Raw genomic sequence first — 23,540 nt, 5'->3', positions numbered from 1 at the left:
TTTCTTCCAATGTCCAATGTATCTTGAGCGATTAAGATTACGCGTTGGAAATTTTCTTATGTCCTTCATCAAGGTGCACAAAATCAACCATGTCATCACCAGACACTTGATACGCCTGGCCAAAGCCTTTCACATAAAGACCTTTTTCTACTTTCAATTGGAATACAGCAAAGTCTTGCAGCTGGCTTAAGCCGTCAATGATCTCACCAAAACGAGCTTGCATTTGGCCAATGACTTGCTGCCATAACGCCGTTTCACGTGGTACAACACTCGCAACGGCGTCAAACGTCAGCCGTTGACGGGCAAAAATCTGTTTTGATGATTCTTCATCTGCAATCATCATCAAGGAGACGTGCGGGTTCACCTCCAAGTTACGCGCATGACGAGCGATGTGTGAAATCAGCACAAAGTAACCTTCTTGGTTTTGTACAAATGGCGCGTAACTCACATTCGGACGGCCTTCCGCGTCCACTGTAGCCAATTGCAATGTACGACGTTCTTGACGAAACTCTTGGATTTCAGGTTCCAATCGTCCTTGTAATCGCTCTTGTTTGATCTGCTGATCCATGACTTTCTCCTCGGCCCTTTCGCATTGCGTTCAGGGCTTATCGTTATATCAATATTATTGGTTGGAATGAACGTCTTGTTGTAATGCTTTAAAACGTGCGACTTGCTCTGCAATCAGTTCGCGCTTTTCATCTCGGCCTAGATAAATTTTAAAAATGTTATCGCCTTGCTCACTAAAGAAACCAAAGTAATGACTTTCACGTCCCATAAAAGGCTTGCTGACTAAAGCAACGTGTTGGATGGATTCCAACTTTAAGTGGCCGTGTAACTCACCCTCTTTACCCATCAAGTTATAATAGCCACGAGCCAACTTCCCTTTTGGAAAAGGCGCTTTCACTTCAAATATAGAGCCAAAAGAGTGGACAATCGTTGTGACCATTCCCCAATCCGCTAATGATTCCAACAGCGATTGAGCTTGAGCTCCATCAACAATCGCAACCATCTCTTTAGGCAATGCCTGCACCACTTCAAATTCAGTCACATTCAACTCTTGCGCCATCGCTGCCGGCAATAAGGTCGGTTGTTGCTCTAATAAAGAGGCCACTTTCTGTTCAAGTAAATCCATATTCATTTCCAGTTTGCTATCAGTGTTGAATTACTGTGTGTTAAATCCGTGCGTTCCGTAAATTCGTTATGTAAAACTTTAATGCATGATTGCGCCAAACTTACGGCCCAAAATCCACCCGCCAAAGTGGAGACTAGATAATCCTCTTCTAGTTTAACTAAACCTGCCTGCTGCCAATGCTGAAGCAGCGGCGTTAGGTAGTCAAAGCAATCCAATCCCATAAAATTGGGTAAGGCTTTACGCGCTAACACGCCCCGGTCAAAGCCTGATTTAATCGCGGCAAAGACAGGCTCTAGTGCGTGTTGTTTCATCATCATGGCGAGCGGAGGCTGTTGCTGTTTCATCGCTTCCATATACGCTTCAAGACTGCGATGCTGCATCATGCTGTATCCACCAACATTACCTCCTGCGCCGCAACCTACTGGCAACACCTCTGCAAAGGTTTTTGCTAGGCTGTTGTATTGGCTGCGCTCTCGGTTATCTTTCGCCCAATGGTTGACACTCAGCGACTTGAAATGGTGTTTGGCAAAAAATTGAACGCCAATTTGGTACATGCTGGCTTTGTCTGGTGTGGTAGCAGGGGCGGGTATTTTCCCTTTCTCAACCAAATTCAACATTGGTGCGCTACCTGAAACTAATAACTGATACAAATCGATACCCTGTGCCCCTGTGCTGACGAAGTCATGCAAATCTTGCTCGAAAACGTCCAAGGTTTGATAAGGCAAGCCATATAATAAGTCGAGAACAATGGGTGCTTCTTCTCTTTCACTCAAATTCGTGATGCGCTCTAACACGACTTCACGATCATCAAGACGTTTTGCACTGCGGCGAACTTGAGTATTAAAGCTTTGAATACCAAATGAAAAACGGTTGAACCCACCTTCAAGCGCACTCTCAAACATTTCATCACTGAAACGGTTAATACGCCCTTCTAAAGTGATTTCACAATCATTTGATAATGGATATAGACGACGAATGCTCTGGCCTAACTGCTGTATTTGTTGCGCTGAGAGATCGGTCGGTGTACCACCACCAATATAAACCGCATGAAATAAACCTGATTGTGTCCAAGCCAATTGGGATTTTTGCTCAAGCTCAAGCATCAACGCTAAGAAGTAATCATCGACTAAACTTCGACTCGCGGCATTTTGAAAGAAGTTACAAAATGTGCAGCGTACTCGGCAAAAGGGAATATGGATGTATAAACAGCGTTTATTGGCGCGCTCACTGCTCTGCGACGTTAATTGTTGCCATAATCGAGGTTGCTGCTCCGCACCAATGGGAGTCGCCACTCCTCCCGCATGAGCGGAATGTTTTTGACCAAAAGCAAAACGCAGTGGGTCGTCTGTTCTCGCCCCCAAAACGGATTCATCATATTTATCTAAATTCATCACAATATTCATAGAAAACCTAGGCGTAATGAGAGGTTATTACGCGCATTCTTTAATTCATAAAATCATAATTTGATGTAAATGATAATGCAATTGATAATTGATCTTATTTGAATGATAGGTAATAATCCTCTCTCTGAACGCTTTGTTTTTATATGGAGTACAACGTGAATTTCACTAGATATCTTGTCGCTGGCAGTCTATCTCTCGCGATTCACGCGGCGATCTTGTTTGTTGATGACGAATCAAAAGTGTTTGCCATGCCTGCGGGAAATCAATCCACCTCAGTGTCGATTAACTTTGTGGCTCAACCTCAAGCTCAGGTAGTACAAGAGCAAGCAATAAAAACCCCACCTTCAGAAAAGAGAGCCAACAAGCCCAAACCAGCAAAAAAAGAGCCGCAAAAAGTGGTGCAGAAAAAGAGCCTGTCAAAACCGGTAAAAGACAAACCGGTGCCTAAAATACCGACAAAATCAGCACAAGTGCAAACTCCTGTAAAGGAAGCTGTGACATCCTCTACAGAGAATGAAAATAGCGCTGAATCGACACCGAAAACCGCCGCCGCCCCAAGCAGCAGCGGCGCAACTAATCAACCGAAATTAGTCGATGCGCCGTCTTTTGTTACTCGCCCAGCCCCTCCTGTTTATCCAAGGCTTGCACAAAAACGAGGAATTGAAGGGGTCGCTATGTATGAGGTGTGGTTAGACGAAAACGGCCGCCAAATCAAACAGGTTTTGCTCTCTTCGTCGGGCGCGGCGCTGCTGGATGAATCGGCTCTTAATGCCATCAAACAATGGAAATTCTCTCCTCAAGTGGTGAACGGTGAAAAAATAGCCCACCGAGTGCAAATCCCAGTACGTTTTAAATTGGAAGGATAATGGAACTACTTACTCAACTAGAACAACAACTTGGCCTGATGGCCTGGCCTCTTTTTGTCTGCTCAGCACTTGCGACCATGATCATTACTGAACGGCTTTTCCAAGTACTGCTTAGCCTTGGTGTTGGAAAAGGTGCGATCGGTAGTGCGCTCAACCAAATATCACCGACCCATACAGCGCAAATTGAGACGCTAGCCAGTGAATTTTCCAGCAAGCGCCCATTGCTTTATAAAGGGGTTGCCATGCTGCTTGCTCATCACGATTTCTCCAAAGGATTACGTGAAGATGCGGCGGGCATTTGGTTGCAAGAAAAGCGTCATCAACTGCATTCCGGACTGCGTATTTTATCTTTGATTGGTGTGATCAGCCCACTGCTAGGCTTACTTGGCACTGTGTTAGGTTTAATTGAAATGTTCAAGGGGGTGGCGCTCTCTTCTGGCAATATTACGCCAAACGACCTTGCGGATGGCCTAGGCATTGCGATGCGAACCACGGCTGCAGGTTTGCTGATCGCGCTTCCCGCAATTACCGGCGCTCAATTGCTTGGCGTATGGGCTGACAGAGTGATGGCAAAACTTGAGCACACACTAAATTATGTCAACTTATGGCTCGAAGGTGTTTCTTTACAGCATGATTGCACCACCAAACAAGAGCGTGTAGCTAAGTATGAAGACGTCTCTGATAATGATGTGGTTAATGCATCATGATTAAAACGCCGCACTCTCACTCATCCGCATTAATGCCAGATTTAACGCCATTGTTGGATATCATTTTTATTGTCATGGTGTTTTTACTGCTTACAGCCGCGGTTAAATTTGAGTCATTAGACGTTTCACTGCCAACAACCGACTCACCCACAGTGAGTGAAGTGAACAAGCAGTCAATCACAGTGAATCTTCTGGCGCACGAACCTTACTGGGCTATCGATGGCAAACAGTATATCGATTGGAATAATTTCACATTGGCGTTGTTAGAGCAAAGCAAAGCGAGTGATCGCCTCATCGTGATTGGCGCAGACAAAACCGCCGAAGTGCAGCAGTTGGTTAAATTGCTGGCGTTCTTGCAAGACAATGGCATCGCTGCCACTCAGTTATTAACCGACCATCCCCAATAGCCTATTCATACGCGCTTTTAAAAACCGTATGATTTTCATGAGTACAACACGATGACACACAAATCTCTTTCTCATTGGCTTGTTGCCATAACGCTCTTCATCTTCTCACCTTGGCTCTGCGCGCAAGAACGGATCATCAGTGCGGGCAGCGCGGTGACCGAAATCCTCGTTGCGTTAGGCGCACAAAATAAACTTGTTGCGGTCGATGTCACCAGTGAAATTCCAAACGATCTTGCTCTCCCAAAAATCGGTTATCATCGCCAATTATCCGCAGAAGGATTATTAGCCTTAGCACCAACACAATTGATTGGTTCTAGTGAAATGGGGCCAGAAAGCACATTGCAACAGCTTAAAGGCGCTGGCGTTAACGTCGAGGTGGTGAATGATGAATCTACACCACAGGGGTTGTTGGCACGCATTGACCAAATTGCGACGCTCGCTGATGCAAAGCCTCAAGCTAAAGCGCTCAAACAGCAAGTTCAAAGCACAATAGCGGCGTTAACCCACCATCAATCTACCCACAAGACACCGAAAAAAGTGCTATTTCTCCTTATCCACGAAGGAAGGGCAGCCAACGTGGCGGGCAGTGACACCACGCCAAACAGCATTATTGAGTTGGCTGGCGCGGTTAACCCAGCCGCTGAACAAGTGACGTCTTATAAACCACTGTCGATGGAAGCGATAATTGAGATGCAACCGGACGTGATTTTAGTCAGTGGCCGCAGTTATGAAAAACTCGGAGGAGCAGACGCCATTTTGCAATCCATACCGACGTTAGTAGCAACTCCGGCTGGGATAAATAAGCAGATCATCACCATCGATGGCCACGCTCTCGTCGGTGGGTTAGGCCTTAAAAGCTTGGCTGAAGCGCAACGTCTAAACGCATTGCTCTATCCTTAAGGAACTTATTTTGTTACGTCATCTATCAAAAAATGTGGTGAATGCAACGCTGTTAGTTTTGGTAATCTTAGTGAGCCTTTATTCTGTCACCGTTGGTCCAATGAATATCAGCTTCAGTGACAGCATAAAAAGTCTCGTGCTGCACTCCAATGACATTGCCGCGCACATCAATTTAGTCATCCACGAGATACGCTTTCCGCGGACCCTGCTCTGCTTGTTGGTCGGCGCAATTTTGGCGCTGTGCGGAACGGTGATGCAAGGCTTGTTTCGGAATCCATTAGCTGAGCCTGGCATTATCGGTGTTTCGGCAGGTTCAGCCCTCGGAGCCGCACTTGCGATTGTGCTATTCGCCAATTTAGCGCTGTTTTCCAACCCGTGGATGAGCGCTGCGGTGGTACCTATTTTTGCCTTTTTAGGCGGTGCATTGACTACCTTGTTGGTTTACCGATTAGGCACCAGTAAATTTGGTACTTCCGTCACCATCATGCTACTCGCAGGCGTCGCCATCAGCGCGCTATCGGGGGCGGGTATTGGCTATTTGAATTATGTTGCAGACGATCAAATGCTACGCGATCTCTCATTGTGGTCAATGGGATCACTGGCGGGTGCAAACTGGCAAAATATTCTCTTGTGCGCTGTGACCTTACTGCTGCTGCTCGTCTCTTTCTCTCGTCAAGCGATGGCGCTCAACGCATTATTACTTGGCGAGTCTGAAGCGCGTCATCTAGGCATTTCTGTGCAACGGCTTAAACGTTCAATGATTTTACTCAGCGCACTCGGCGTTGGAGTGACCGTCAGCGCGGTGGGTATGATTGGTTTTATCGGTTTAGTCATCCCTCATCTAGGCCGGATGCTGGTTGGCCCCGATCACCGTAGTTTGATCCCCATTTCGGCTTTACTTGGTGCACTCTTACTCACTGTCGCCGATATGTTTGCCCGTATAGCAGTGGCACCTGCGGAGCTACCTGTCGGGATTGTGACTGCGCTGGTGGGTGCACCTTTCTTCCTTTATCTTCTGTTTCAACAAAAAGGCAAAGTATTTTGAGTACAACGGCAGCGATCCAAGCCAGTAATATATCGGTTACATTTGGCCATCGAACCATTTTGGATAAGATTGATATTGAGATTTTTTCAGGTCAAGTCATAGCGTTACTTGGCCCCAATGGTGCTGGAAAAAGTACCTTGCTGAAAATACTCAGCGGTGAAATCTCATCAACAGGCAAAATGGCTTACTTCGGTGTTCCGCAAGCACTGTGGCAACCGAATGAGTTAGCAAAGCACTTGGCCATTCTTCCACAGCAAAGTACGTTGAGCTTTCCTTTTATCGCTCAAGAAGTGGTGGAATTAGGCGCACTGCCATTAAATTTAAGCCACCAACAAGTCAGTGAAGTCGCGCTACACTACATGCAGCAAACCGATATCAGCGATAGAGCGAACAATCTCTACCCGGCTTTATCGGGTGGTGAAAAACAACGTTTGCATCTGGCGCGGGTATTAACTCAACTTCACCACTCCGGTGACAAAAAAATCCTGATGCTGGATGAACCAACGTCAGCGTTAGATCTGGCTCACCAGCACAATACACTGCGCATTGCACGTTCATTAGCACGCCAAGAGCAGTGCGCTGTTGTCGTCGTGCTGCACGATCTCAACCTTGCGGCTCAATATGCAGATCGCATGGTGATGCTGCACAATGGAAAACTGGTTTGTGATGCGCCACCTTGGGAAGCGCTCAATGCAGAAAGGATTGAGCAGGTGTATGGCTACTCGTCACTTGTCGCCGCACATCCAACCATGGATTTCCCAATGGTCTACCCCATCTAATATTGTCCTTAATAATTGTCCGTATTTGTGGGCGCGTCCCTTCGCTATAATGCGCCCCAATTCTTCATATCGTTTTTTAAAAGGTACCCCATGAGTCAGTACGTCGTCTGTGCACTCTATAAGTTTGTTGAACTCAATCACTACCAAGAGCTGCAAGCACCGCTTCTTGAACTAATGGAGGAAAACCAAATTCGTGGCACGCTATTATTAGCCAGTGAAGGAATTAACGGCACCGTGGCATCAACACGCAAAGGGATAGATGTGCTACTGGCTTGGCTTGATGCTGAACCGAATTTGAAAGGCACGGTTTACAAAGAATCACAAGCCTCAGAGCAGCCATTTAACCGTACCAAAGTGAAGCTAAAAAAAGAGATTGTCACTATGGGCGTTGAAGGCATTGACCCTCGTCACGTTGTGGGCACTTACGTGAAACCAGAAAACTGGAATGCGCTAATTTCAGACCCTGATGTGCTGGTTGTCGATACCCGTAATGATTATGAAATCCAAATCGGCACCTTCAAAAATGCGCTTAACCCACACACTGAAACCTTTCGTGAGTTTCCTGATTATGTGAAGAAGAACCTCGCACCAGAGAAACACAAAAAAGTCGCGATGTTTTGTACTGGCGGGATTCGCTGTGAAAAATCCACGGCTTATTTAAAAGAGCAAGGGTTCGATGAGGTGTACCATCTCGAAGGTGGCATTTTGAAATACTTAGAAGAAGTGCCGCAAGAAGAGAGCTTATGGCAAGGTGACTGCTATGTGTTTGATGGCAGAGTGGCTGTAGGGCACGCTTTAAAAGAGAGTCACTACGATGTATGTAACGCTTGCCGTTTGCCGATTACCGATGAAGACAAACAGAGCGAAGTCTACGAGCAAGGCGTCAGTTGCCCATCCTGCTTCGGTACTCACTCTGCGGAACAACTGGCCCGTTTCCGTGAGCGAGAAAAACAAGTTCAGCTCGCAAAACAGCGTGGAGAAGCACACATTGGCGGCGATACCGCATCACTGATCGAGCAAAAGCGTGCGCAAAAATTAGCACGTAAAGCTGAGCAGCGCGGCTCAAAGCGCTAATATTTACCCCAATGCTTACTTCAAAGGATTCAAATCCTATTGGAATAGAAAAAGGCCGCAGCGTTAAAACTGCGGCCTTTTTTTTAAAAAAAATCACTGAATACCGTATTTCGCTAAAATGGCATCAAATGTTCCGTCAGCTTTAATCGTGGCTAACCCTTTGTTATACGCATCAATATATTTCTGCGCATTAGGGTTCGCTTTGCCTGAGGTAACATGTAAAGGATTTTTAGACAAAGATGCAGTGGTAAACTGAAAATCACTGCTATTTAAGCCCGCCTCTTTCATGGTCGATAACGCAACCAACTTATCTTCAAGGGTAAGATCAATTCGTTTGGCTTGCAGTTTCTTCAAGTTAGTCGTGAGATCATTAGCGTCTGGTTTGTTGAAATTAGTGGCGGATAAAAAGTCATCCCCATAACCATAGCCCCTAACGATGCCAACTTGTTTACCACTCAAACTATTTAAACCTGAAAATTCGAAAGCATCGCCTGCTCTTTTAATAAAGCTCAGTTCATTTTCTAAATATGAGTCACTGTAAAGTAAATAAGCCGTTCTCTCCTGCGTATACCAAGTTGCGGGCAACAGATCAATTCTGCCTTTACTCACCTCATCTAATGCTCGTGACCAAGGCATGATTTGAAAATTGACGTCATAGCCCTGTGTTTTCATAGCCGCAACAGCGATTTCTACCGATAGCCCCGGCATGCTTTTATCCGGTGAAATAAACGGTGGCCATGGATCTTGCGCAGCCGTAATAGTAGCAGCAAAGCTACTCGGTAAGGCCATCATCATACTGAAAATAAAGATCAACAGACGCTTCATACTTTCTTCTCCTTGAAGGTGGAACTTATGTTTTGAACTTACGCATATGAGTTTTAATATTTGAGCTCAGTTGAAGAACTTCTTTCGTTCTCTGAGCATTATCTTGACCACTACTCGACAGCTCATTAGTGGCCTCTGATGCTTCAACAATCGCCTGACTGACTTCATCAATGGCTTGTTTCTGCTCTTCTGTGGCATGCGAAATCTCGCCATTTCTTTCAGAAATTTCAGAGATAGTATTTTTCACCTGCTCCACAGAATGTTGTGACTCTGATACTCGCTTAGCGGTGCTTTCTAACAAATTAGAGATGCGAATAATTTCTTGCTCAACCGATTCTGTTGCACTGCTAAGTGAGCGAATATTGGTTTGGATCTGTTCGGTGGATTGGCTGGTTTTGGTCGAAAGGTTGCGCACTTCGTCAGCCACTACTGCAAAACCACGGCCATGCTCACCTGCGCGTGCCGCTTCAATAGCAGCGTTCAGTGCCAGCAAGTTGGTTTGCTCGGAAATGTCATTAATCACCCCGACCACCGTTGATATTTTTCGCCCTTCATCAAGCAGCTTATGCATTTCCGCGTTTACCGAACCCATTTCGGAACGCATGTTTACAATCTCGGCAGCAGAGCGTTCTATTGATTGGTAAACATTATCGACCAGTTGAGAAGCCTCACTTGCTTGCCTTGCGGCGTCATTAGCGGTTTCAGCCACTGTTGCCACCGACTGACTCATCTGTGTGGAAGCGGCAGCGACAGTCGATAAACTGTGTTTTTGTTGATCAATTTGCTGCGCATTTCTCATGGCAACCTGACCACTCATCTCTGCGGTGTCTTTTAACTGCACAGAAGCATTCGTTACTTGTACAACTATCTCCCTTAGCGACTCCGTAAAATGATTAATACTGCGGATGATCTGCGAAAACTCTCTATATTTGGGTTCTGGAATGATACGACTTAAATCCCCTTCACCGGTTGCAAGATCGGCCACTCGCTCTGTTAAATCGTTGAGCGGGCGAAGGACGGTTTTCGTTAACGCCAAAATTAGGAATACAATCATTACGCTATCTAAAATCAGCAACTCAATCAGGCTATATTGCAGACTTTGTAACAAGGTTTTTTCTAGCCTATCTGTGTTATAGAAAAGCTCTACCTGACCAACTTCATTTTCCTTTTCATACTCAACAAAGGTGAGCTTTTGCACCGAAGAGAGCATGGATTCGTATTGTTTCCCCTCATTGGGCTCCATCTCTTTCACATCTTGAGAGTCGGGTGATGTACTCAGGAAAAGAAGCGGTGTACCACCCGCATCTTTCACTCTAACCGCTTGTATGTCTGGGTTATTTAACTCTGCTGAAATAGTGAGTTTGGCGGCATGTAAATCAAAATCCCAAATTGCTTTAGGTAGGCTGTAGCTCAAACGCTCTTTTGCATTCAAGATTGATGTATCTAGGCTATGCTGTAGCTCCGCTTTCTTTGACTGGTAATCAATGTAACTAGAAATGCCCAACACAATGGACACTGCCAGAACAACTTGGGTAACAAAGATCACTTTGACACTTTTCCACATACTTCATTTCGCCTTAATCAATGGTATGAGTTAAGCACTGTGCGTTGGCTTCATCGCACCGCATGATAACCATCTGACTCTTGTGTTTAATGAATAGGACAATGCAGACCAGAAGAGAGGTCAATATCATCTCTGCTATTGTCTGAACTCATACCGATCATGTTGATCTCACTTATCTTTTACTTAAGGATAGACCAAGAAAGAAAAAGGCTATTATTTTTTAAGCCGAAAGTTTACTTTCGGCTTAATTTAGAATTGAGTAGCGAATGAAGAAGCGCTAACGGGCTGGATAGAAGAGTATTTGGCCGTGGTCAACGCATTTAATAGTGATACTCCTGTCGCCTCTTGTTCAGTAAACACTCTTGCAGTCATCACAGCTTTTCCGCCGTTGATGAACACTTCTAATGAAGAATTATCCGCGAGAATCTGCAGCTCAACCTGTTCACATTCTAAGGCCAATTCACGAATCACATCACCTTGACGTATCAAAGTATGGGAACGATCAAAGCGTAATACTTTTTGCTGGGCATCTAAACTCAATTCAACGTATTGCTCATCTTTTTCAAACAAACGTAAGCTTGCCCCCCAAGGCAAAGTGATGCACATTTCAAAACTTTTGGTGTTAAGAATGGTGCATTTATCGCTCAACTCCAAACTTAACGGGTGGTGGCATAACTGCTCTAGCTCCCTTATAGGCCTTTGAATAATTTGACCATTCTCAAGACTCAACTCTCGCAGTGCCGTAAGTTGATGCAGCCAGCCGTTGTCACAACTAGGATGATTAATTTCGTCAGGCAGCCCCATCCATGCACACAAGACGCGCCGCCCGTCTGCCGTTTGCATTGTTTGAGGGGCATAAAAATCAAAGCCGTGATCCAGTGGTTGCAGATGACAAAAGTGAGGATGATCATTTTCATCCCATAAGACTTTTGCAATACGATTTTGATGGACAACTGTGTGGTTCACGTTATCTGAAATAATCCCTTGAGGGCCAAAAACAAAATAACTTTGGCCCGCAATTTCAAACATATCAGGGCATTCCCACATGTAACCTAGCGGTGCGATTTCTTCACCAAATAGACCATCGAAATGCCACTCTTTAAGATCATGTGAATGGTAAATAGCGATCCGACCTTGCAACTGCGTTGTTTGCGCGCCAAGCAACATGAGCCATTTGCCTCGGTGGCGCACTATTTTAGGGTCGCGAATGTGTTCCGTGACACCCGTTGGCAAATTACGGATCACTGGGCCACGTTTTTCAAAACGGAGGCCATCTTGCGACACAGCTAAACACTGCGTTGTTTGACGCAATCGCTGTTCACCTAACCGAACATTGCCAGTATAGAAAAGCATCAACTCATCGTTGTGACTTAAAGCATGACCAGAAAAAACTCCGTGACTGTCATACCAGTCTGATGGAGTCAGTGCAATACCTTGCCATTGCCAGTGAATAAGATCAGTACTCGTCAGTTGTACCCAATATTTATCCTTGTGCTCACACCCATAAGGATACCACTGATAAAAAAGATGATATTTTCCTTGGTGATAAATGAAACCGTTTGGGTCATTGAGCAGCCCTTGCGGCGGAGAAATATGCCACGTTGGACGAAAGGGACAATCGTTTGGCGAGGAATAGGCGTACGCATTAAGCCGCAGCTGAGAGTCAATCATTCGACCTAAACTGTTGATCAGTTCATCGGCATATTCATTGATGCTATCTTGTTGAATCAAAAATGAAAGCTGCCATTCACCGAGCACTTCACGCAATCGCATGTGGCTAGGCAAAACATTGACTAAAGCTGGATCTCGCAGCGCAATAACGATTTCGCCTCTTGGTGCGAGTACTCGCTGAATATTGGCCGGGCCGCCAACTAATCTCACCATCTCTTCAAATGACATTTTTTCCACTGGCACTGTTTCTAATGACATGACTTACACTCAATTTCTGGGAACGATTGCAAAATATAAAAAAATAAGCCTGCTTGCAAGCATTGGTGAAATATTGCCCTCAATTATGCGGGCTTCCCCTCAGCAAGTACCTTCAGTCTTAGCCGGTTTCACGTTCGATATTTTGGAATGTTAACACGACTTTACTCATCTCCTGCCCACGACCAGCAATACGTTCAAGCAACATCTTGGCTGCATTTTCACCTGCTTTATCAAAGGCATAGTTGAATGTTGATAAGCTTGGGTTACTGACAAATGCGAGCTCATCATTGCCAACTCCTAATACTTTTATTTGCGATCCAACCTGAACTCCAGACTCTTGTAGTGCTTTCACCGCTCCAACCGCAATTCTATCGGTTGCGCAAAAAAGACCATCTAATTGTGGGTATTGCGTGATTAATGTTTTAGCTTGTAAGTAACCAGATTCAATCGAAAAATCACCACGCACATGAAACAACAAGGTTAAATTGTTGATACCCAGTGCTTGCTCTAACCCTTGAGAACGTAAACAATCCACCGCTACGTCATCGCTCTGAACACCAATAAAACCAATGTGTTGACAACCTTTTGCTATCAACCGTTTACCCGCTTCGAATCCAACGCGAAGATCATCATGAACAATACTCGGGATATCGTGCAGTGAGCCATCTTGCCCAACCAAGACCACCGGGACATTAGATTGTTGGATTGCTTTTACTAATGGCATATCAAGGTGTGTGGCGTAAAGTACAATGCCTTCGACCCTCTTTTGATTAAATATTTGGATATATTCCAACTCTTTAGCGTGATCTTGATGCGTATTGGCGAGCAACACGTGTTTGCCTGCTTGTTCAAATATGGCACTTAAACCATCAACGCCTTGTGCTGTCGCATGCGAAGAGACTCGCGGAACGATGACTCCAATTAAATTGGTTTTTTGTGATTTGAGATCTTTAGCGACTTGGTTGACCATATAGCCGCATTCGGAAATTGCCTTTAACACTTTGATTTTTGTAGACTCTTTAACACCATACTCATCATTTACAACGCGTGAAACCGTCGATTTAGAAACTCCGGCCAGCTTAGCGACATCGTGCAAACTCGACATACATAACCTTACTTATTCTGTTTTGGGATTGTTTGCAAAACTCAGCGCGGCAAACGATCGAATAGTGTGATTCTAACGCTGTTTGTAGAATTATCGATCTCTCTTTTACTGATCTAATTCACAGAATCAATGGTTGGCTTTTGACTACTTTGAATTATTCATCAAAAATCCATTTTGCAAACGTTCCCAAAAATACTTATTTTAACTTTATCCACCATGCTTATCTTAAAGAGATCAAGTCATCTGGATACCAAACAACAACCGGGGTGGGTTATGAACTATCCAGTCATAGCAAAACAATTATTAGAGCAATTAGGTGGCAGAGAAAATATCCAAGCCCTTGCTCACTGTGCAACACGTTTAAGATTAGCGCTAAAAGATGACGCATTGGTTGATGAACAAGCCATTGATTCACTTGAAGGTGTCAAAGGACAATTCAAAGTCGCTGGCCAATATCAAATTATTTTTGGCTCCGGTATCGTGAACCAAGTTTATGCGGAAATGGCCAAGCTGACCGGACTTGCTGAAATGTCAACCAATGATGTTGCAAGCGCGGGTGCACAAAAGCAGAACCTAGTTCAGCGCGCCGTTAAAGGGTTGTCGGATATTTTTGTCCCTATTATCCCGGCCATCGTCGCTGGCGGTTTATTGATGGGGCTGTTCAATGTACTGACAGCTACTGGGCTTTTTATCGAAGGGCAGTCACTGATTGATGCCAACCCGGGCTTGGCTGATCTTGCCAGCATGATCAACACCTTCGCTAACGCCCCTTTTGTTTATCTTCCTGTTTTGTTGGCATTTTCTGCTTCAAAAAAATTCGGCGGCAACCCATTTCTTGGCGCTGCATTAGGTATGTTGATGGTTCACCCAGACCTGCTTAATGGTTGGGGATTTGGCGGCGCGTCTGTCGCAGGCACCATCCCTACTTGGAATATTTTTGGCTTTGAGATCCAGAAAGTCGGCTATCAGGGCTCTGTCTTACCCGTTTTAGTCTCCGCCTTTATTCTTGCAAAAATCGAAAATGGCCTGCGCAAAATTATCCCTTCTGTACTGGATAATTTACTGACGCCTATGCTCTCGATTTTCATTGCAGGCTTTTTAACCTTCACACTGGTAGGCCCGATTACTCGCGATATCGGCTTTCTATTGGGTGATGGGCTGAACTGGCTATACGATTCTGCTGGCTTCATTGGTGGTGCACTGTTTGGCTTTATCTACGCACCGTTTGTGATTACTGGCATGCACCACAGCTTTATTGCTATCGAAACACAACTATTGGCTGACATCGCCATTACTGGCGGTACGTTTATTTTTCCTATTGCGGCCATGTCAAACGTCGCACAAGGTGCAGCAGCTTTAGCGGTTGGTATGAACACCAAAGATATCAAATTAAAAGGCATTGCGATTCCATCAGGTGTGACCGCCCTTCTGGGCATTACCGAACCCGCTATGTTCGGTGTAAACCTGAAACTTCGCTACCCATTTATTGCTGCGATCATCGGTTCAGCTTGTGCCAGTGCATTCATTACCTTGTTTAATGTCAAAGCACAAGCGTTAGGCGCGGCTGGGCTTCCAGGAGTGATTTCTATTAACCCAGAGAAAATCAGCTACTACATGATTGGTATGCTGATTTCTTTTGTCATTGCCTTTACCTTAACACTTGTTTTGGGTGCCAAAGAGCGCGCAAAGCTTAATAAACAAGCAACAGCGTAACCCCCAAGGCTGTTATGCTCCTAAGCCCGCTCGATGTGAGTGGGCTTATTTCTTCAGCGAATAACACGGATATTGGAAGAAAAAATGAATCGAGTTTGGGTGACAGGCGACGCGGTCGTCGACTTAATTCCTGATGGTGAAGCACACTATCTAAAATGTCCGGGCGGTGCTCCGGCGAATGTGGCTGTTGCCATCGCAAGATTGGGGGGTAATAGCGCCTTTTTTGGCCGTGTGGGTAATGACCCTATGGGGCGCTTTATGCAATCCACATTAACCGAAGAGAAAGTAGACACCCGATATTTGCAGTTGGATGAACAGCAAAGAACATCAACCGTCGTGGTCGATTTAGACTCGCACGGCGAACGCAGTTTTACCTTTATGGTGAAACCGAGCGCGGATCAATTCATCCAATGTTCAGATATTCCCACCTTTTTAGCGGGCGAATGGCTGCATTGTTGCTCCATTGCACTGGCCAGTGAACCGAGTCGCAGCACTACCATTGAAGCGATTAAACGCATCAAAGCCAACGGGGGATTTGTCAGTTTTGATCCCAATCTACGAGAAGGGGTCTGGCCTAACTCCGAAGAGATGATCCCAGTGGTGATGAGCGTGGTGGCAATGGCGGATGTGGTTAAGTTTTCCGATGACGAACTGCTCTTGCTCACGCAGCGCCCTAGCCTTGAGCAGGGATTAATCTCAGTGAAAGAATTGAACATTCCGCTGATTGTCATTACTCAAGGCGCAAAAGGAGCACTGGTGATCACCGCAGAGATGCAAACACTGATTACGGGAAAAGCCGTAAAACCTATCGATACAACAGGTGCCGGAGATGCTTTTGTCGGTGGATTGCTGTGCCAGCTGTCATTACATAAAGAGTGGCTTACTAAGGGTACTATCATAAACGCAGTGCAATGGGCTAATGGCTGCGGAGCATTAGCCACCACTCAAAAAGGGGCAATGACAGCGCTACCAGATAAACACATGCTTGATCAATGGATTGGCTAAAATGATGGCTTGTACTTACAAAGACGTAAGTCGTGTTGAAGTTCAAGCAAACTGCGAAATAAACGGATGATTTTCAGAGGATATTTGCTACGCTTACTGCATGATTAAACAAATAGCACTCGGACCAGATGCAGACATTTGTAAAATATGAACGATGTAGACGGTGGGTAGTTAGCTTACTATTTTGCTTACTGCCCATCGTTGTAGCTAGCCCAATTATCGCTTGGCAGACACGAGCTGATTTGAATCATCACATGCAAAGCGTTCTGGTAAAAGGCATAGATTACATTAATCTACTGCTAAGAAATGCTCATGTTGCCAACGAGCGTGCGGCGCCCTACCTTAATATGGATTGCCTAGATGCTACTCGTTATTTGCGCGAGCTAGTGGCGACAACTCCCGATATCCGGACCATCAATTTAGCCAAACAAAATACGATTTATTGTAATTCGTTAACCGGTCAAGTAAACGATCACTACCAAATCGACAGCTATGTCAGTGGTGAGCTCTATTTAATGGCAGGTAATCGACTCACACCTCTCCGGCCTGTGTTGGCTTTTCACAGAAGCTACGAACAAGGTATGGTGATCACTGGAATTAGTTCCTATTACCTAACTAACATGCTTATTTTACTTGATCGCTATGGCAAACTTTATTTTCACGTTGGCAAAAATCACCTCGACGAGACTGGCGTTGTAACTTCCGAACCGTTATTTCCCACAATTATTAATACTTCAGAACGCTACCCTTATTCACTATCGACCCTATTAACTATTGATGACTACTGGCTTTATTTTAAAAACACCAAACAAACCAGTGCGATGTTAGCTCTCTTAATGGGAATCAGTTTAGGAGGATTTGTTTTTTGGAAACTCGGCCAAGCTTCGTCAATGCAAGGAGAAGTGAAACGCGCTATTCAATCCAACGAGTTCATTCCGTATGTACAACCGATTGTTGATGGTAGTGGCCAGCTCAGCCATATTGAAGTTCTTGCTCGTTGGCAACATCCTGTTCATGGATTAGTGAGGCCCGATCTTTTTATTCCCTTAGCGGAGGAATCTGGGCTAATCATTCCTATTACGACTCAGTTAATGTCACAAGTAGAGCGTGAACTTTCATTACATCAGTCACAATTTCCAGAGCATTTCAGTATTGGATTTAATATTTCAGCCAAGCACTGCGTAGCTTCCAATTTGTTTGATGATTGCAAACACTTTATTGAAACCTTCGACAATCGTAAGCATATTTTAACGTTAGAGCTCACTGAGAGAGAGTTGGTTATTGATAGTGATGAAGCAAAAAAGCTCTTCCAGTCATTGGATAAAATAGGTGTGTTGCTAGCAATTGATGATTTTGGTACGGGTCACTCTAGTTTGAACTATTTGCAAGAGTTCAAGTTTGATATTTTAAAAATCGACAGAAGCTTTATTACCATGATCGGTAGTGATGCGATCTCTAGTCATATTGTTGAAAACTTAGTCGATTTAGCTAAGCGACTTGGGTTAAAAACCATCGCAGAAGGTGTGGAAACCCAAGATCAAATTGACTTTTTGAACGAAAGAGAAATTGACTATTTACAAGGCTATTTCTTTTATAAACCTATGCCGCTCAGTGAGTTTATCACTCTGCTTAAAACCACCTAGATCAATCTCTGGCATTCCAATACGATGATAACTAGAACTTCAGTGGTTATTTCTTATGACGAGAGGCCAACTGAGCACGGTAGCGAGCTAAATGAAAACGCTTGCGAACAGGTTGTTGAACAGAAAGTTGTTTTAATACTTTATTAAGCTGTTTCGTGTGATGTGCACTATTATACTCTGCTGATTGCCCATCTTCTTCAATAAAAAATGAGGCGACACTCGCGGTCAATAAACCGAAAAGTGTAATACCCGTCAACATCAGAAACACGGCAACACCACGCCCAAATGGAGTGATTGGATACATATCGCCGTAACCAACAGTAGTAATCGTGGTCATTGCCCACCAAATCGCATCAGAAAAATCATTGATTGGGCTATCCGTGCCTTTTTCAACCAAATAGACAAAAGCCGCAGAAAGAAGCACTGTCGATAAGCTGGTTAACCCAATAAAGCTGAGTGTTTTTTGTCTTAGTACCGCCTTTGTTTGACGCCATGCTCTTGGCAAGATCAGTAAAATGCGTAAAAAACGGAGCGGACGTAGGAATGGCATGGCCACAATCAACACGTCAGGCCAGTTTTTTACCATGTAACGCACTGGATGTGGGCTGAGTAAGACCTTAACCAGTAACTCCGTTGCAAACAATGCCCAAATAATCCAAAGCAGATGCTCCAGAAAATCAAGCTCTTCGGGTTGTAAAGGTGCAATATCTGGTAGTAAAGCGACGATCACATACACTACCGATAATAGCAGCATCGGAATTTCAGTTTTATGTTCGATCGCAGACAGTAGTTGTAAACGTGTTTTTAATTTCATGATTCAAATACCTTTTTCCGTTTACCTTAACGCCAAAAGTACCAAGTGAACAGTACAACCATCCCTTTCGTTACCCAATTAGCACCCAATTCAAAATGGAAATCACTATAAACTAGGTGGTTGAGATGTAAAGAATTGTGACCTTAACAAAGCTTAAAATAACCGTCTTGAGCGTTATTCTAAGCTCTCCACACCCAATATCTCACTCACAAAAATCTCAAAAACACCATAGGAGTCAAGTTTCAATTGTGATACGATGCACAACTTTATGGATATCTCTCTATTTTCATATGGACGTGACCCGATACCCAAGCCACTTAGGATGCTGCCGATGACCAGTAAGTGAGGCCGAAAAAACATCAATAAAATGGTGGAATTGGCGTCAATGAACGTGATCAATACAGCAATGCTGCAAGTGGGACAGGTATAACTCCGTTGTTTTACTCCGAGGTCACTTATTACCATGTCTTTTTTAAAAGATTTAGCCATTCGTAAAAAAATTGCGCTTGCCTTTACTATTATCGCGTTAGTCAACATCGCCTTCGGTTATTACCTATATCGTTCATTGAACGAAATACAAGATGACCTACTCAATCTAACGGATGACACACTCCCATCAATGATGATGGTCAATAACGTCAAATACAATATGGCTTCTGTGCGACGTGCTCAAATCAGTTTGCTTTCCGCAACCGATCAAGCCGAAATTACGGAGGATATTCGTTGGATGCAGGAACACTATCAAGCAATTGATAGTGCACTAGCCACCTATGAGCGTGCGGTTTGGACCGATCACGAGCGTTCGATTTTTATGCCAGTTAAAAACCTCTGGCGTGACTACTTGACTGCGCTTGGCTCTTTTAATGACGATATCCTCAATCAAAATATCGTAAAAGCTCAAGGGGATATCTCAGCCTCTTTGGTTACATTTGAACGCCTAGAGAGTGCGATTGACGATCTTCTCAATTTAAACCAAACCTTTGTTGCCAAAAATCGCTCTGAACTGATGACGCTTATTCAAGCTATCACCTCATTTTCCACAGGCAGCATCGTTGCGCTGATAGCGTTTATGGTGTTCATTACACTATTACTTTCTCGCTTAATCTGCCAGCCACTACAGTTGGTTGTACAGCAAGCGAACGCCATTGCTGGAGGTAATTTAAGCCATCGATTAGCACGTCAGCATATTGGGCAAGATGAGCTAGGTGAATTGGCCGATGCGTGTTCAAGTATGCAAGAGAATTTACGCTCAATGGTGGAAGAGATCATCGCCGGAGCGACTCAACTATCTCATGCTGTCGATGAAGTTAGCGCCGTCTCTGAACAGACATCACAGGGCATGCAAGAGCAACAGGTCGAGGTCATGCACATTGCTACGGCCATGACGCAAATGAAATCAACGGTTGCAGAAGTGGCACGAAGCACAGAAGTCGCTTCTGACGCCGCTCGTGAAAGCAACCAACAATCCATCCTTGGGTCAAAACAGATGGATTCCGTCGCGAATGCTATCTCTCTTGTGACTCAAGAAATTGATCAAGCAGAACAACGCGTATTAGAACTTGAGCAGCAAGCGCAGCAAATTAACGTTGTCGTTGACGTGATAAGCAACATCGCCGACCAAACAAATTTGCTTGCACTTAACGCAGCAATTGAAGCAGCGCGTGCTGGTGAACAAGGGCGTGGTTTTGCCGTTGTGGCTGATGAAGTCCGTGCTTTAGCTGGCAAAACTCAGCAATCGACGGGCGACATCGTCAATATTATCCAAAGCCTACAAACATGCGCACTTCGTGCTCGTGAAGCGACGTCACAAAGCAGTGTACTTATGGGACAATGTGTTGAGCAAAGTGGCCAAACTCAAATCGCGATTGACCACATTAGTAATCAAAGCGCGCATATTGCAGATATGACCATTCAAATCGCCAGTGCGTGCGGAGAACAAGATTCGGTTAGCGAAGAGCTCAGCCGCAATATCGAACGCATTAGTGAATCAGCCAAGCAAGTTGCACAAGGTTCTTCCAGTGCCGCTCAAGCGTGCGTCGAACTTAGCCAGTTAGCAGCAATGCTACAAAATACGGTACGTCGCTTCCAAGTCTAACCTCATATCGTGGGTTTAAAAATAACGGCCTCTTTTGAGGCCGTTATAGTATCCATTCTCTTGCTATTTATAGCTTAAATCTGTCGCTTTACCTTTAAAGATTCGGTAAACCACAAAGGTGTACAGCAAGATCATCGGCATCACAATCACGACACCAATGCCCACTACCAATAAGCTAGCCGTAGAGGCGGCTGATTCTTGAGCCGTCATTATCCCGGGGACGACATCAGGGAAAAAGCTATAGGCTAATCCAAGAAAGCTTAATGCAAAAATTAGCATCACGCCAAAAAATGGCCATTGAACTCCCATATCATTCACTACAGGCACTCTTTTTAAATAGCGATCAACCATAAAAATCGTGACTAACACCACCAGCGGAACAGGAGCTAATAACAGCATTTCAGGGAAACTAAACCAACGTTCCGCGACCAATGGGTTAAATAACGGGTTAACAATACTGACTGAAAAAATACCCAGCGCGGCCAACCAACCCGCGCGGCGTGACCAGCGCGCCGCTCGAATTTGTAACGCGCCTTCGGTCTTTAACACCAGCCAAGCACCACCGATATAAACATAAGCGGCCGTCACGCACAGCGAACTGAGTAGTGCAAAGCCATAAGCCTGCATCGACTCCTCAAAGCTCATCACATACCGTCCAATCATGTAACCTTGGGTTAATGCGGCAAGTAAAGAACCGGTTTTAAAACACAAGTCCCAGTGGTCTTTATGATCCGCTTTCGCTTTTGCACGGAAATCAAACGCTACACCACGCATAATCAATGCGATCAGCATCAGTGCGGTGGGCAAATACAGCTCTGTCAAAATCAAGCTATGTGCACTTGGAAACGCAATCAATAAAATACCAACGCCTAGCACTAGCCATGTTTCATTGGCATCCCAGAAAGGACCAATTGAGGCGATCATTCTATCGCGCTGTTGCTCATTATTTTGGGGTAATAAAATACCGACACCCAAATCATAACCATCAAGTACCGCATACATGAAAACACTAAAACCAAGCAGTAAAAGATAAATTTCCGGTAGATAAGAGATCATAATGGTGCCTTTTGCTCGTCAATCGGTTGAATCGTTATGCCTGTGGAGAACTGCCTTGCTAAATAAAACAGTGTATGGATATAAGCAACTAGCAATACGGCATAAATGGTTAAATACATGGCTAATGACAGCACAACAGAACCACTTCCAATCGCAGTGACCGCATCAGAAGTACGCAATACACCACTAACAAGCCATGGTTGACGGCCAATTTCAGTAACATACCACCCTGCTAATGTGGCTACCCATCCTGAAAACGTCATCGCGATAACGGTATAAAGGTAGAACTTGGGTAAGGTTTTTTTACGAATTAAACGCCATGCACCAAACCAGCTCACTAGCAGCATCAGCACGCCAATTCCGACCATAATTCGAAAGCCAAAGAACAGTGGCTTAACTGGGGGATGGTCCGGTGCAAATTGATTTAAACCCACAATTTCACCGTCGAGGTCATGCGTGAGTATTAAGCTGGCTAATTTAGGAATGCCGAGTTCAAAGTGATTGCTACGTGTGGCTTCATCCGGCCAAGCGAATAAGAGTAACGGTGCTCCTTGCTCCGTGTCCCACACCCCTTCCATCGCGGCAATTTTAGCGGGTTGGTGTTTTAACGTATTTAAACCGTGTAAATCGCCAACAAAAATTTGTATTGGTATAGCAATGGCCGCGAGAATAATGCCGACTCTAAGGCCCACTTTCGCTTCTTCCAGTTGTGAATTACACAAAAATTGGTAAGCAGAGATCCCTGCAATGACAAAACTTGCGGTGAGTAAAGAAGCCAGCAACATATGTGCAAGCCGATACGGCATAGAAGGATTGAAAATAACCTCTTTCCAACTGGTGACATGAACAATGCCTTCAATCACTTCATAACCAGCGGGTGTATGCATCCAACTATTTAAAACTAAAATCCAAAAAGCAGAGAGTGATGTGCCTATCGCCACCAGCACTGTTGCTAAAGTATGCACCCATTCAGGTACTCTTCCACGCCCAAAAAGCATCACGCCAAGGAAAGTCGCCTCCATAAAGAAAGCCGTCATCACTTCGTAGCCTAACAATGGCCCAGCGACGTTACCGACTCTCTCCATGAATCCTGGCCAGTTAGTCCCAAATTGAAAACTCATCGTGATACCAGAAACAACACCGAGCGCAAAAGTCAGGGCAAATATCTTGACCCAGAAATAATATAAGTCCAACCACAACTGAGCTTGCGTTCGTACAAAACGCCACTTAAAAAACACCATCACCCATGCAAGCGCAATCGTAATGGTTGGAAATAAAATATGAAAACTGATATTGGCGGCAAACTGGATCCGCGACAACATGAGGGTCTCTAACATCACTCTTTCCTCAATCAAAAAATACTAGGCAATCAAATAACAACAATTTACTTAATTGTTAATTACGTTGATCGACCTAATTAAGTTCACTACCTGAGGATTCTCTTACTTAAAGTCACTAAGGCTCCTCGTCGGTTGAGA

21 protein-coding genes are annotated in these 23,540 nt (G+C 44.7%); 11 read left to right on the top strand and 10 right to left on the bottom strand.

The window, feature by feature from the left end; translation table 11 throughout:
• Positions 1–37 precede the first annotated feature (37 nt).
• From hutZ to hutW, 3 genes are read right to left on the bottom strand one after another with little or no spacing between them, the layout of a single operon-like run.
• Positions 38–568: a heme utilization protein HutZ gene (hutZ, locus tag AACQ75_RS05690; RefSeq protein ID WP_094147124.1), complete on the bottom strand. Its 531-nt coding sequence runs from the start codon at positions 566–568 to the stop codon at positions 38–40.
• Between the two features lie 54 nt (positions 569–622).
• Complete coding sequence (gene hutX / locus AACQ75_RS05685) at positions 623–1,132, bottom strand: heme utilization cystosolic carrier protein HutX (RefSeq protein ID WP_088732522.1); 510 nt, start codon at positions 1,130–1,132, stop codon at positions 623–625.
• A gap of 2 nt (positions 1,133–1,134) precedes the next feature.
• On the bottom strand, positions 1,135–2,535 hold the full coding sequence (hutW, locus tag AACQ75_RS05680) for a heme anaerobic degradation radical SAM methyltransferase ChuW/HutW (protein ID WP_170888371.1): 1,401 nt from the start codon (positions 2,533–2,535) through the stop codon (positions 1,135–1,137).
• A gap of 155 nt (positions 2,536–2,690) precedes the next feature.
• Here hutW and AACQ75_RS05675 point away from each other — a divergent pair, with 155 nt between their 5' ends.
• The 7 genes from AACQ75_RS05675 (at position 2,691) to trhO (ending at position 8,313) form a co-directional block, all read left to right on the top strand.
• Positions 2,691–3,401, top strand: coding sequence for a TonB family protein (locus AACQ75_RS05675; RefSeq protein WP_170888370.1), 711 nt, complete (start codon positions 2,691–2,693; stop codon positions 3,399–3,401).
• Positions 3,401–4,108, top strand: coding sequence for a MotA/TolQ/ExbB proton channel family protein (locus AACQ75_RS05670; RefSeq protein WP_088732524.1), 708 nt, complete (start codon positions 3,401–3,403; stop codon positions 4,106–4,108). The genes AACQ75_RS05675 and AACQ75_RS05670 overlap by 1 nt, the downstream gene beginning before the upstream one ends.
• Positions 4,105–4,515 (top strand): ExbD/TolR family protein, encoded by a 411-nt coding sequence (locus tag AACQ75_RS05665; RefSeq protein ID WP_088732525.1) that lies wholly within the window; start codon positions 4,105–4,107, stop codon positions 4,513–4,515. Before AACQ75_RS05670 ends, AACQ75_RS05665 begins: the two co-directional genes overlap by 4 nt.
• A 51-nt stretch (positions 4,516–4,566) precedes the next feature.
• Entirely contained in the window at positions 4,567–5,415 is an 849-nt protein-coding gene (locus AACQ75_RS05660) for a heme/hemin ABC transporter substrate-binding protein (RefSeq protein WP_017044793.1), read from the top strand.
• Between the two features lie 100 nt (positions 5,416–5,515).
• Complete coding sequence (locus AACQ75_RS05655) at positions 5,516–6,460, top strand: FecCD family ABC transporter permease (RefSeq protein ID WP_249339347.1); 945 nt, start codon at positions 5,516–5,518, stop codon at positions 6,458–6,460.
• Positions 6,457–7,239, top strand: a complete 783-nt coding sequence (locus tag AACQ75_RS05650) for a heme ABC transporter ATP-binding protein (protein ID WP_170888368.1) — start codon at positions 6,457–6,459, stop codon at positions 7,237–7,239. The genes AACQ75_RS05655 and AACQ75_RS05650 overlap by 4 nt, the downstream gene beginning before the upstream one ends.
• Positions 7,240–7,329: 90 nt before the next feature.
• Positions 7,330–8,313 carry an oxygen-dependent tRNA uridine(34) hydroxylase TrhO gene (gene trhO, locus AACQ75_RS05645; RefSeq protein ID WP_026027546.1) on the top strand — a complete coding sequence of 328 codons (984 nt, stop codon included), beginning with the start codon at positions 7,330–7,332 and terminating at the stop codon, positions 8,311–8,313.
• A 93-nt stretch (positions 8,314–8,406) separates the two neighbouring features.
• Here the strand turns inward: trhO and AACQ75_RS05640 are convergent, their stop codons facing one another.
• The 4 genes from AACQ75_RS05640 to AACQ75_RS05625 form a co-directional block, all read right to left on the bottom strand.
• Complete coding sequence (locus AACQ75_RS05640; protein ID WP_013856728.1) at positions 8,407–9,138, bottom strand: transporter substrate-binding domain-containing protein; 732 nt, start codon at positions 9,136–9,138, stop codon at positions 8,407–8,409.
• 25 nt (positions 9,139–9,163) lie between these two features.
• The gene (locus tag AACQ75_RS05635; RefSeq protein WP_017044797.1) at positions 9,164–10,702 is read right to left on the bottom strand and encodes a methyl-accepting chemotaxis protein; all 1,539 of its coding nucleotides are present in this window, start codon (positions 10,700–10,702) and stop codon (positions 9,164–9,166) included.
• Positions 10,703–10,951: 249 nt separating this feature from the next.
• On the bottom strand, positions 10,952–12,631 hold the full coding sequence (locus tag AACQ75_RS05630) for a glycoside hydrolase family 32 protein (protein WP_170888367.1): 1,680 nt from the start codon (positions 12,629–12,631) through the stop codon (positions 10,952–10,954).
• A 118-nt stretch (positions 12,632–12,749) separates the two neighbouring features.
• Positions 12,750–13,736, bottom strand: a complete 987-nt coding sequence (locus AACQ75_RS05625) for a LacI family DNA-binding transcriptional regulator (RefSeq protein ID WP_010319758.1) — start codon at positions 13,734–13,736, stop codon at positions 12,750–12,752.
• Between the two features lie 273 nt (positions 13,737–14,009).
• Here AACQ75_RS05625 and AACQ75_RS05620 point away from each other — a divergent pair, with 273 nt between their 5' ends.
• The 3 genes from AACQ75_RS05620 (at position 14,010) to AACQ75_RS05610 (ending at position 18,097) form a co-directional block, all read left to right on the top strand.
• Positions 14,010–15,449 (top strand): sucrose-specific PTS transporter subunit IIBC, encoded by a 1,440-nt coding sequence (locus tag AACQ75_RS05620; RefSeq protein ID WP_170888366.1) that lies wholly within the window; start codon positions 14,010–14,012, stop codon positions 15,447–15,449.
• Between the two features lie 84 nt (positions 15,450–15,533).
• A complete protein-coding gene (locus tag AACQ75_RS05615; protein WP_170888365.1) occupies positions 15,534–16,454 on the top strand; it encodes an aminoimidazole riboside kinase in 921 nt (306 codons plus the stop codon).
• Positions 16,455–16,708: 254 nt separating this feature from the next.
• Positions 16,709–18,097: an EAL domain-containing protein gene (locus AACQ75_RS05610; protein WP_228209081.1), complete on the top strand. Its 1,389-nt coding sequence runs from the start codon at positions 16,709–16,711 to the stop codon at positions 18,095–18,097.
• Positions 18,098–18,143: 46 nt separating this feature from the next.
• Here AACQ75_RS05610 and AACQ75_RS05605 read toward each other — a convergent pair whose 3' ends face one another.
• Positions 18,144–18,911, bottom strand: coding sequence for a potassium channel family protein (locus AACQ75_RS05605; protein WP_017042968.1), 768 nt, complete (start codon positions 18,909–18,911; stop codon positions 18,144–18,146).
• 463 nt (positions 18,912–19,374) lie between these two features.
• Here AACQ75_RS05605 and AACQ75_RS05600 point away from each other — a divergent pair, with 463 nt between their 5' ends.
• Complete coding sequence (locus tag AACQ75_RS05600; protein WP_017044803.1) at positions 19,375–21,006, top strand: methyl-accepting chemotaxis protein; 1,632 nt, start codon at positions 19,375–19,377, stop codon at positions 21,004–21,006.
• 63 nt (positions 21,007–21,069) lie between these two features.
• On the opposite strand, the gene AACQ75_RS05595 is transcribed toward AACQ75_RS05600, so the two are convergent.
• Together AACQ75_RS05595 and AACQ75_RS05590 are read right to left on the bottom strand one after the other, a co-directional pair.
• Entirely contained in the window at positions 21,070–22,062 is a 993-nt protein-coding gene (locus AACQ75_RS05595; RefSeq protein ID WP_017042970.1) for a cytochrome d ubiquinol oxidase subunit II, read from the bottom strand.
• Positions 22,059–23,399, bottom strand: coding sequence for a cytochrome ubiquinol oxidase subunit I (locus tag AACQ75_RS05590; RefSeq protein WP_170888364.1), 1,341 nt, complete (start codon positions 23,397–23,399; stop codon positions 22,059–22,061). Before AACQ75_RS05590 ends, AACQ75_RS05595 begins: the two co-directional genes overlap by 4 nt.
• Between the last annotated feature and the right edge of the window lie 141 nt (positions 23,400–23,540).

The sequence above is a fragment of the Vibrio sp. B1-2 genome, from assembly GCF_963888445.1.
In the GTDB taxonomy this organism is placed as follows: Bacteria; Pseudomonadota; Gammaproteobacteria; order Enterobacterales; family Vibrionaceae; genus Vibrio; species Vibrio anguillarum.
Note: the sequence above shows the minus strand (reverse complement) of the source record. Positions and strands in the feature narration are given on the sequence as shown.

Excerpts from the sequence above, each read along its gene's own strand:
- hutZ (WP_094147124.1), bottom strand. The coding sequence starts at position 568 with ATGGATCAGCAGATCAAACAAGAGCGATTACAAGGACGATTGGAACCT.
- hutX (WP_088732522.1), bottom strand. The coding sequence starts at position 1,132 with ATGGATTTACTTGAACAGAAAGTGGCCTCTTTATTAGAGCAACAACCG.
- hutW (WP_170888371.1), bottom strand. The coding sequence starts at position 2,535 with ATGAATATTGTGATGAATTTAGATAAATATGATGAATCCGTTTTGGGG.
- AACQ75_RS05670 (WP_088732524.1), top strand. The coding sequence starts at position 3,401 with ATGGAACTACTTACTCAACTAGAACAACAACTTGGCCTGATGGCCTGG.
- AACQ75_RS05665 (WP_088732525.1), top strand. The coding sequence starts at position 4,105 with ATGATTAAAACGCCGCACTCTCACTCATCCGCATTAATGCCAGATTTA.
- AACQ75_RS05660 (WP_017044793.1), top strand. The coding sequence starts at position 4,567 with ATGACACACAAATCTCTTTCTCATTGGCTTGTTGCCATAACGCTCTTC.
- AACQ75_RS05655 (WP_249339347.1), top strand. The coding sequence starts at position 5,516 with ATGAATATCAGCTTCAGTGACAGCATAAAAAGTCTCGTGCTGCACTCC.
- trhO (WP_026027546.1), top strand. The coding sequence starts at position 7,330 with ATGAGTCAGTACGTCGTCTGTGCACTCTATAAGTTTGTTGAACTCAAT.
- AACQ75_RS05640 (WP_013856728.1), bottom strand. The coding sequence starts at position 9,138 with ATGAAGCGTCTGTTGATCTTTATTTTCAGTATGATGATGGCCTTACCG.
- AACQ75_RS05635 (WP_017044797.1), bottom strand. The coding sequence starts at position 10,702 with ATGTGGAAAAGTGTCAAAGTGATCTTTGTTACCCAAGTTGTTCTGGCA.
- AACQ75_RS05630 (WP_170888367.1), bottom strand. The coding sequence starts at position 12,631 with ATGTCATTAGAAACAGTGCCAGTGGAAAAAATGTCATTTGAAGAGATG.
- AACQ75_RS05625 (WP_010319758.1), bottom strand. The coding sequence starts at position 13,736 with ATGTCGAGTTTGCACGATGTCGCTAAGCTGGCCGGAGTTTCTAAATCG.
- AACQ75_RS05620 (WP_170888366.1), top strand. The coding sequence starts at position 14,010 with ATGAACTATCCAGTCATAGCAAAACAATTATTAGAGCAATTAGGTGGC.
- AACQ75_RS05615 (WP_170888365.1), top strand. The coding sequence starts at position 15,534 with ATGAATCGAGTTTGGGTGACAGGCGACGCGGTCGTCGACTTAATTCCT.
- AACQ75_RS05610 (WP_228209081.1), top strand. The coding sequence starts at position 16,709 with ATGCAAAGCGTTCTGGTAAAAGGCATAGATTACATTAATCTACTGCTA.
- AACQ75_RS05605 (WP_017042968.1), bottom strand. The coding sequence starts at position 18,911 with ATGAAATTAAAAACACGTTTACAACTACTGTCTGCGATCGAACATAAA.
- AACQ75_RS05600 (WP_017044803.1), top strand. The coding sequence starts at position 19,375 with ATGTCTTTTTTAAAAGATTTAGCCATTCGTAAAAAAATTGCGCTTGCC.
- AACQ75_RS05595 (WP_017042970.1), bottom strand. The coding sequence starts at position 22,062 with ATGATCTCTTATCTACCGGAAATTTATCTTTTACTGCTTGGTTTTAGT.
- AACQ75_RS05590 (WP_170888364.1), bottom strand. The coding sequence starts at position 23,399 with ATGTTAGAGACCCTCATGTTGTCGCGGATCCAGTTTGCCGCCAATATC.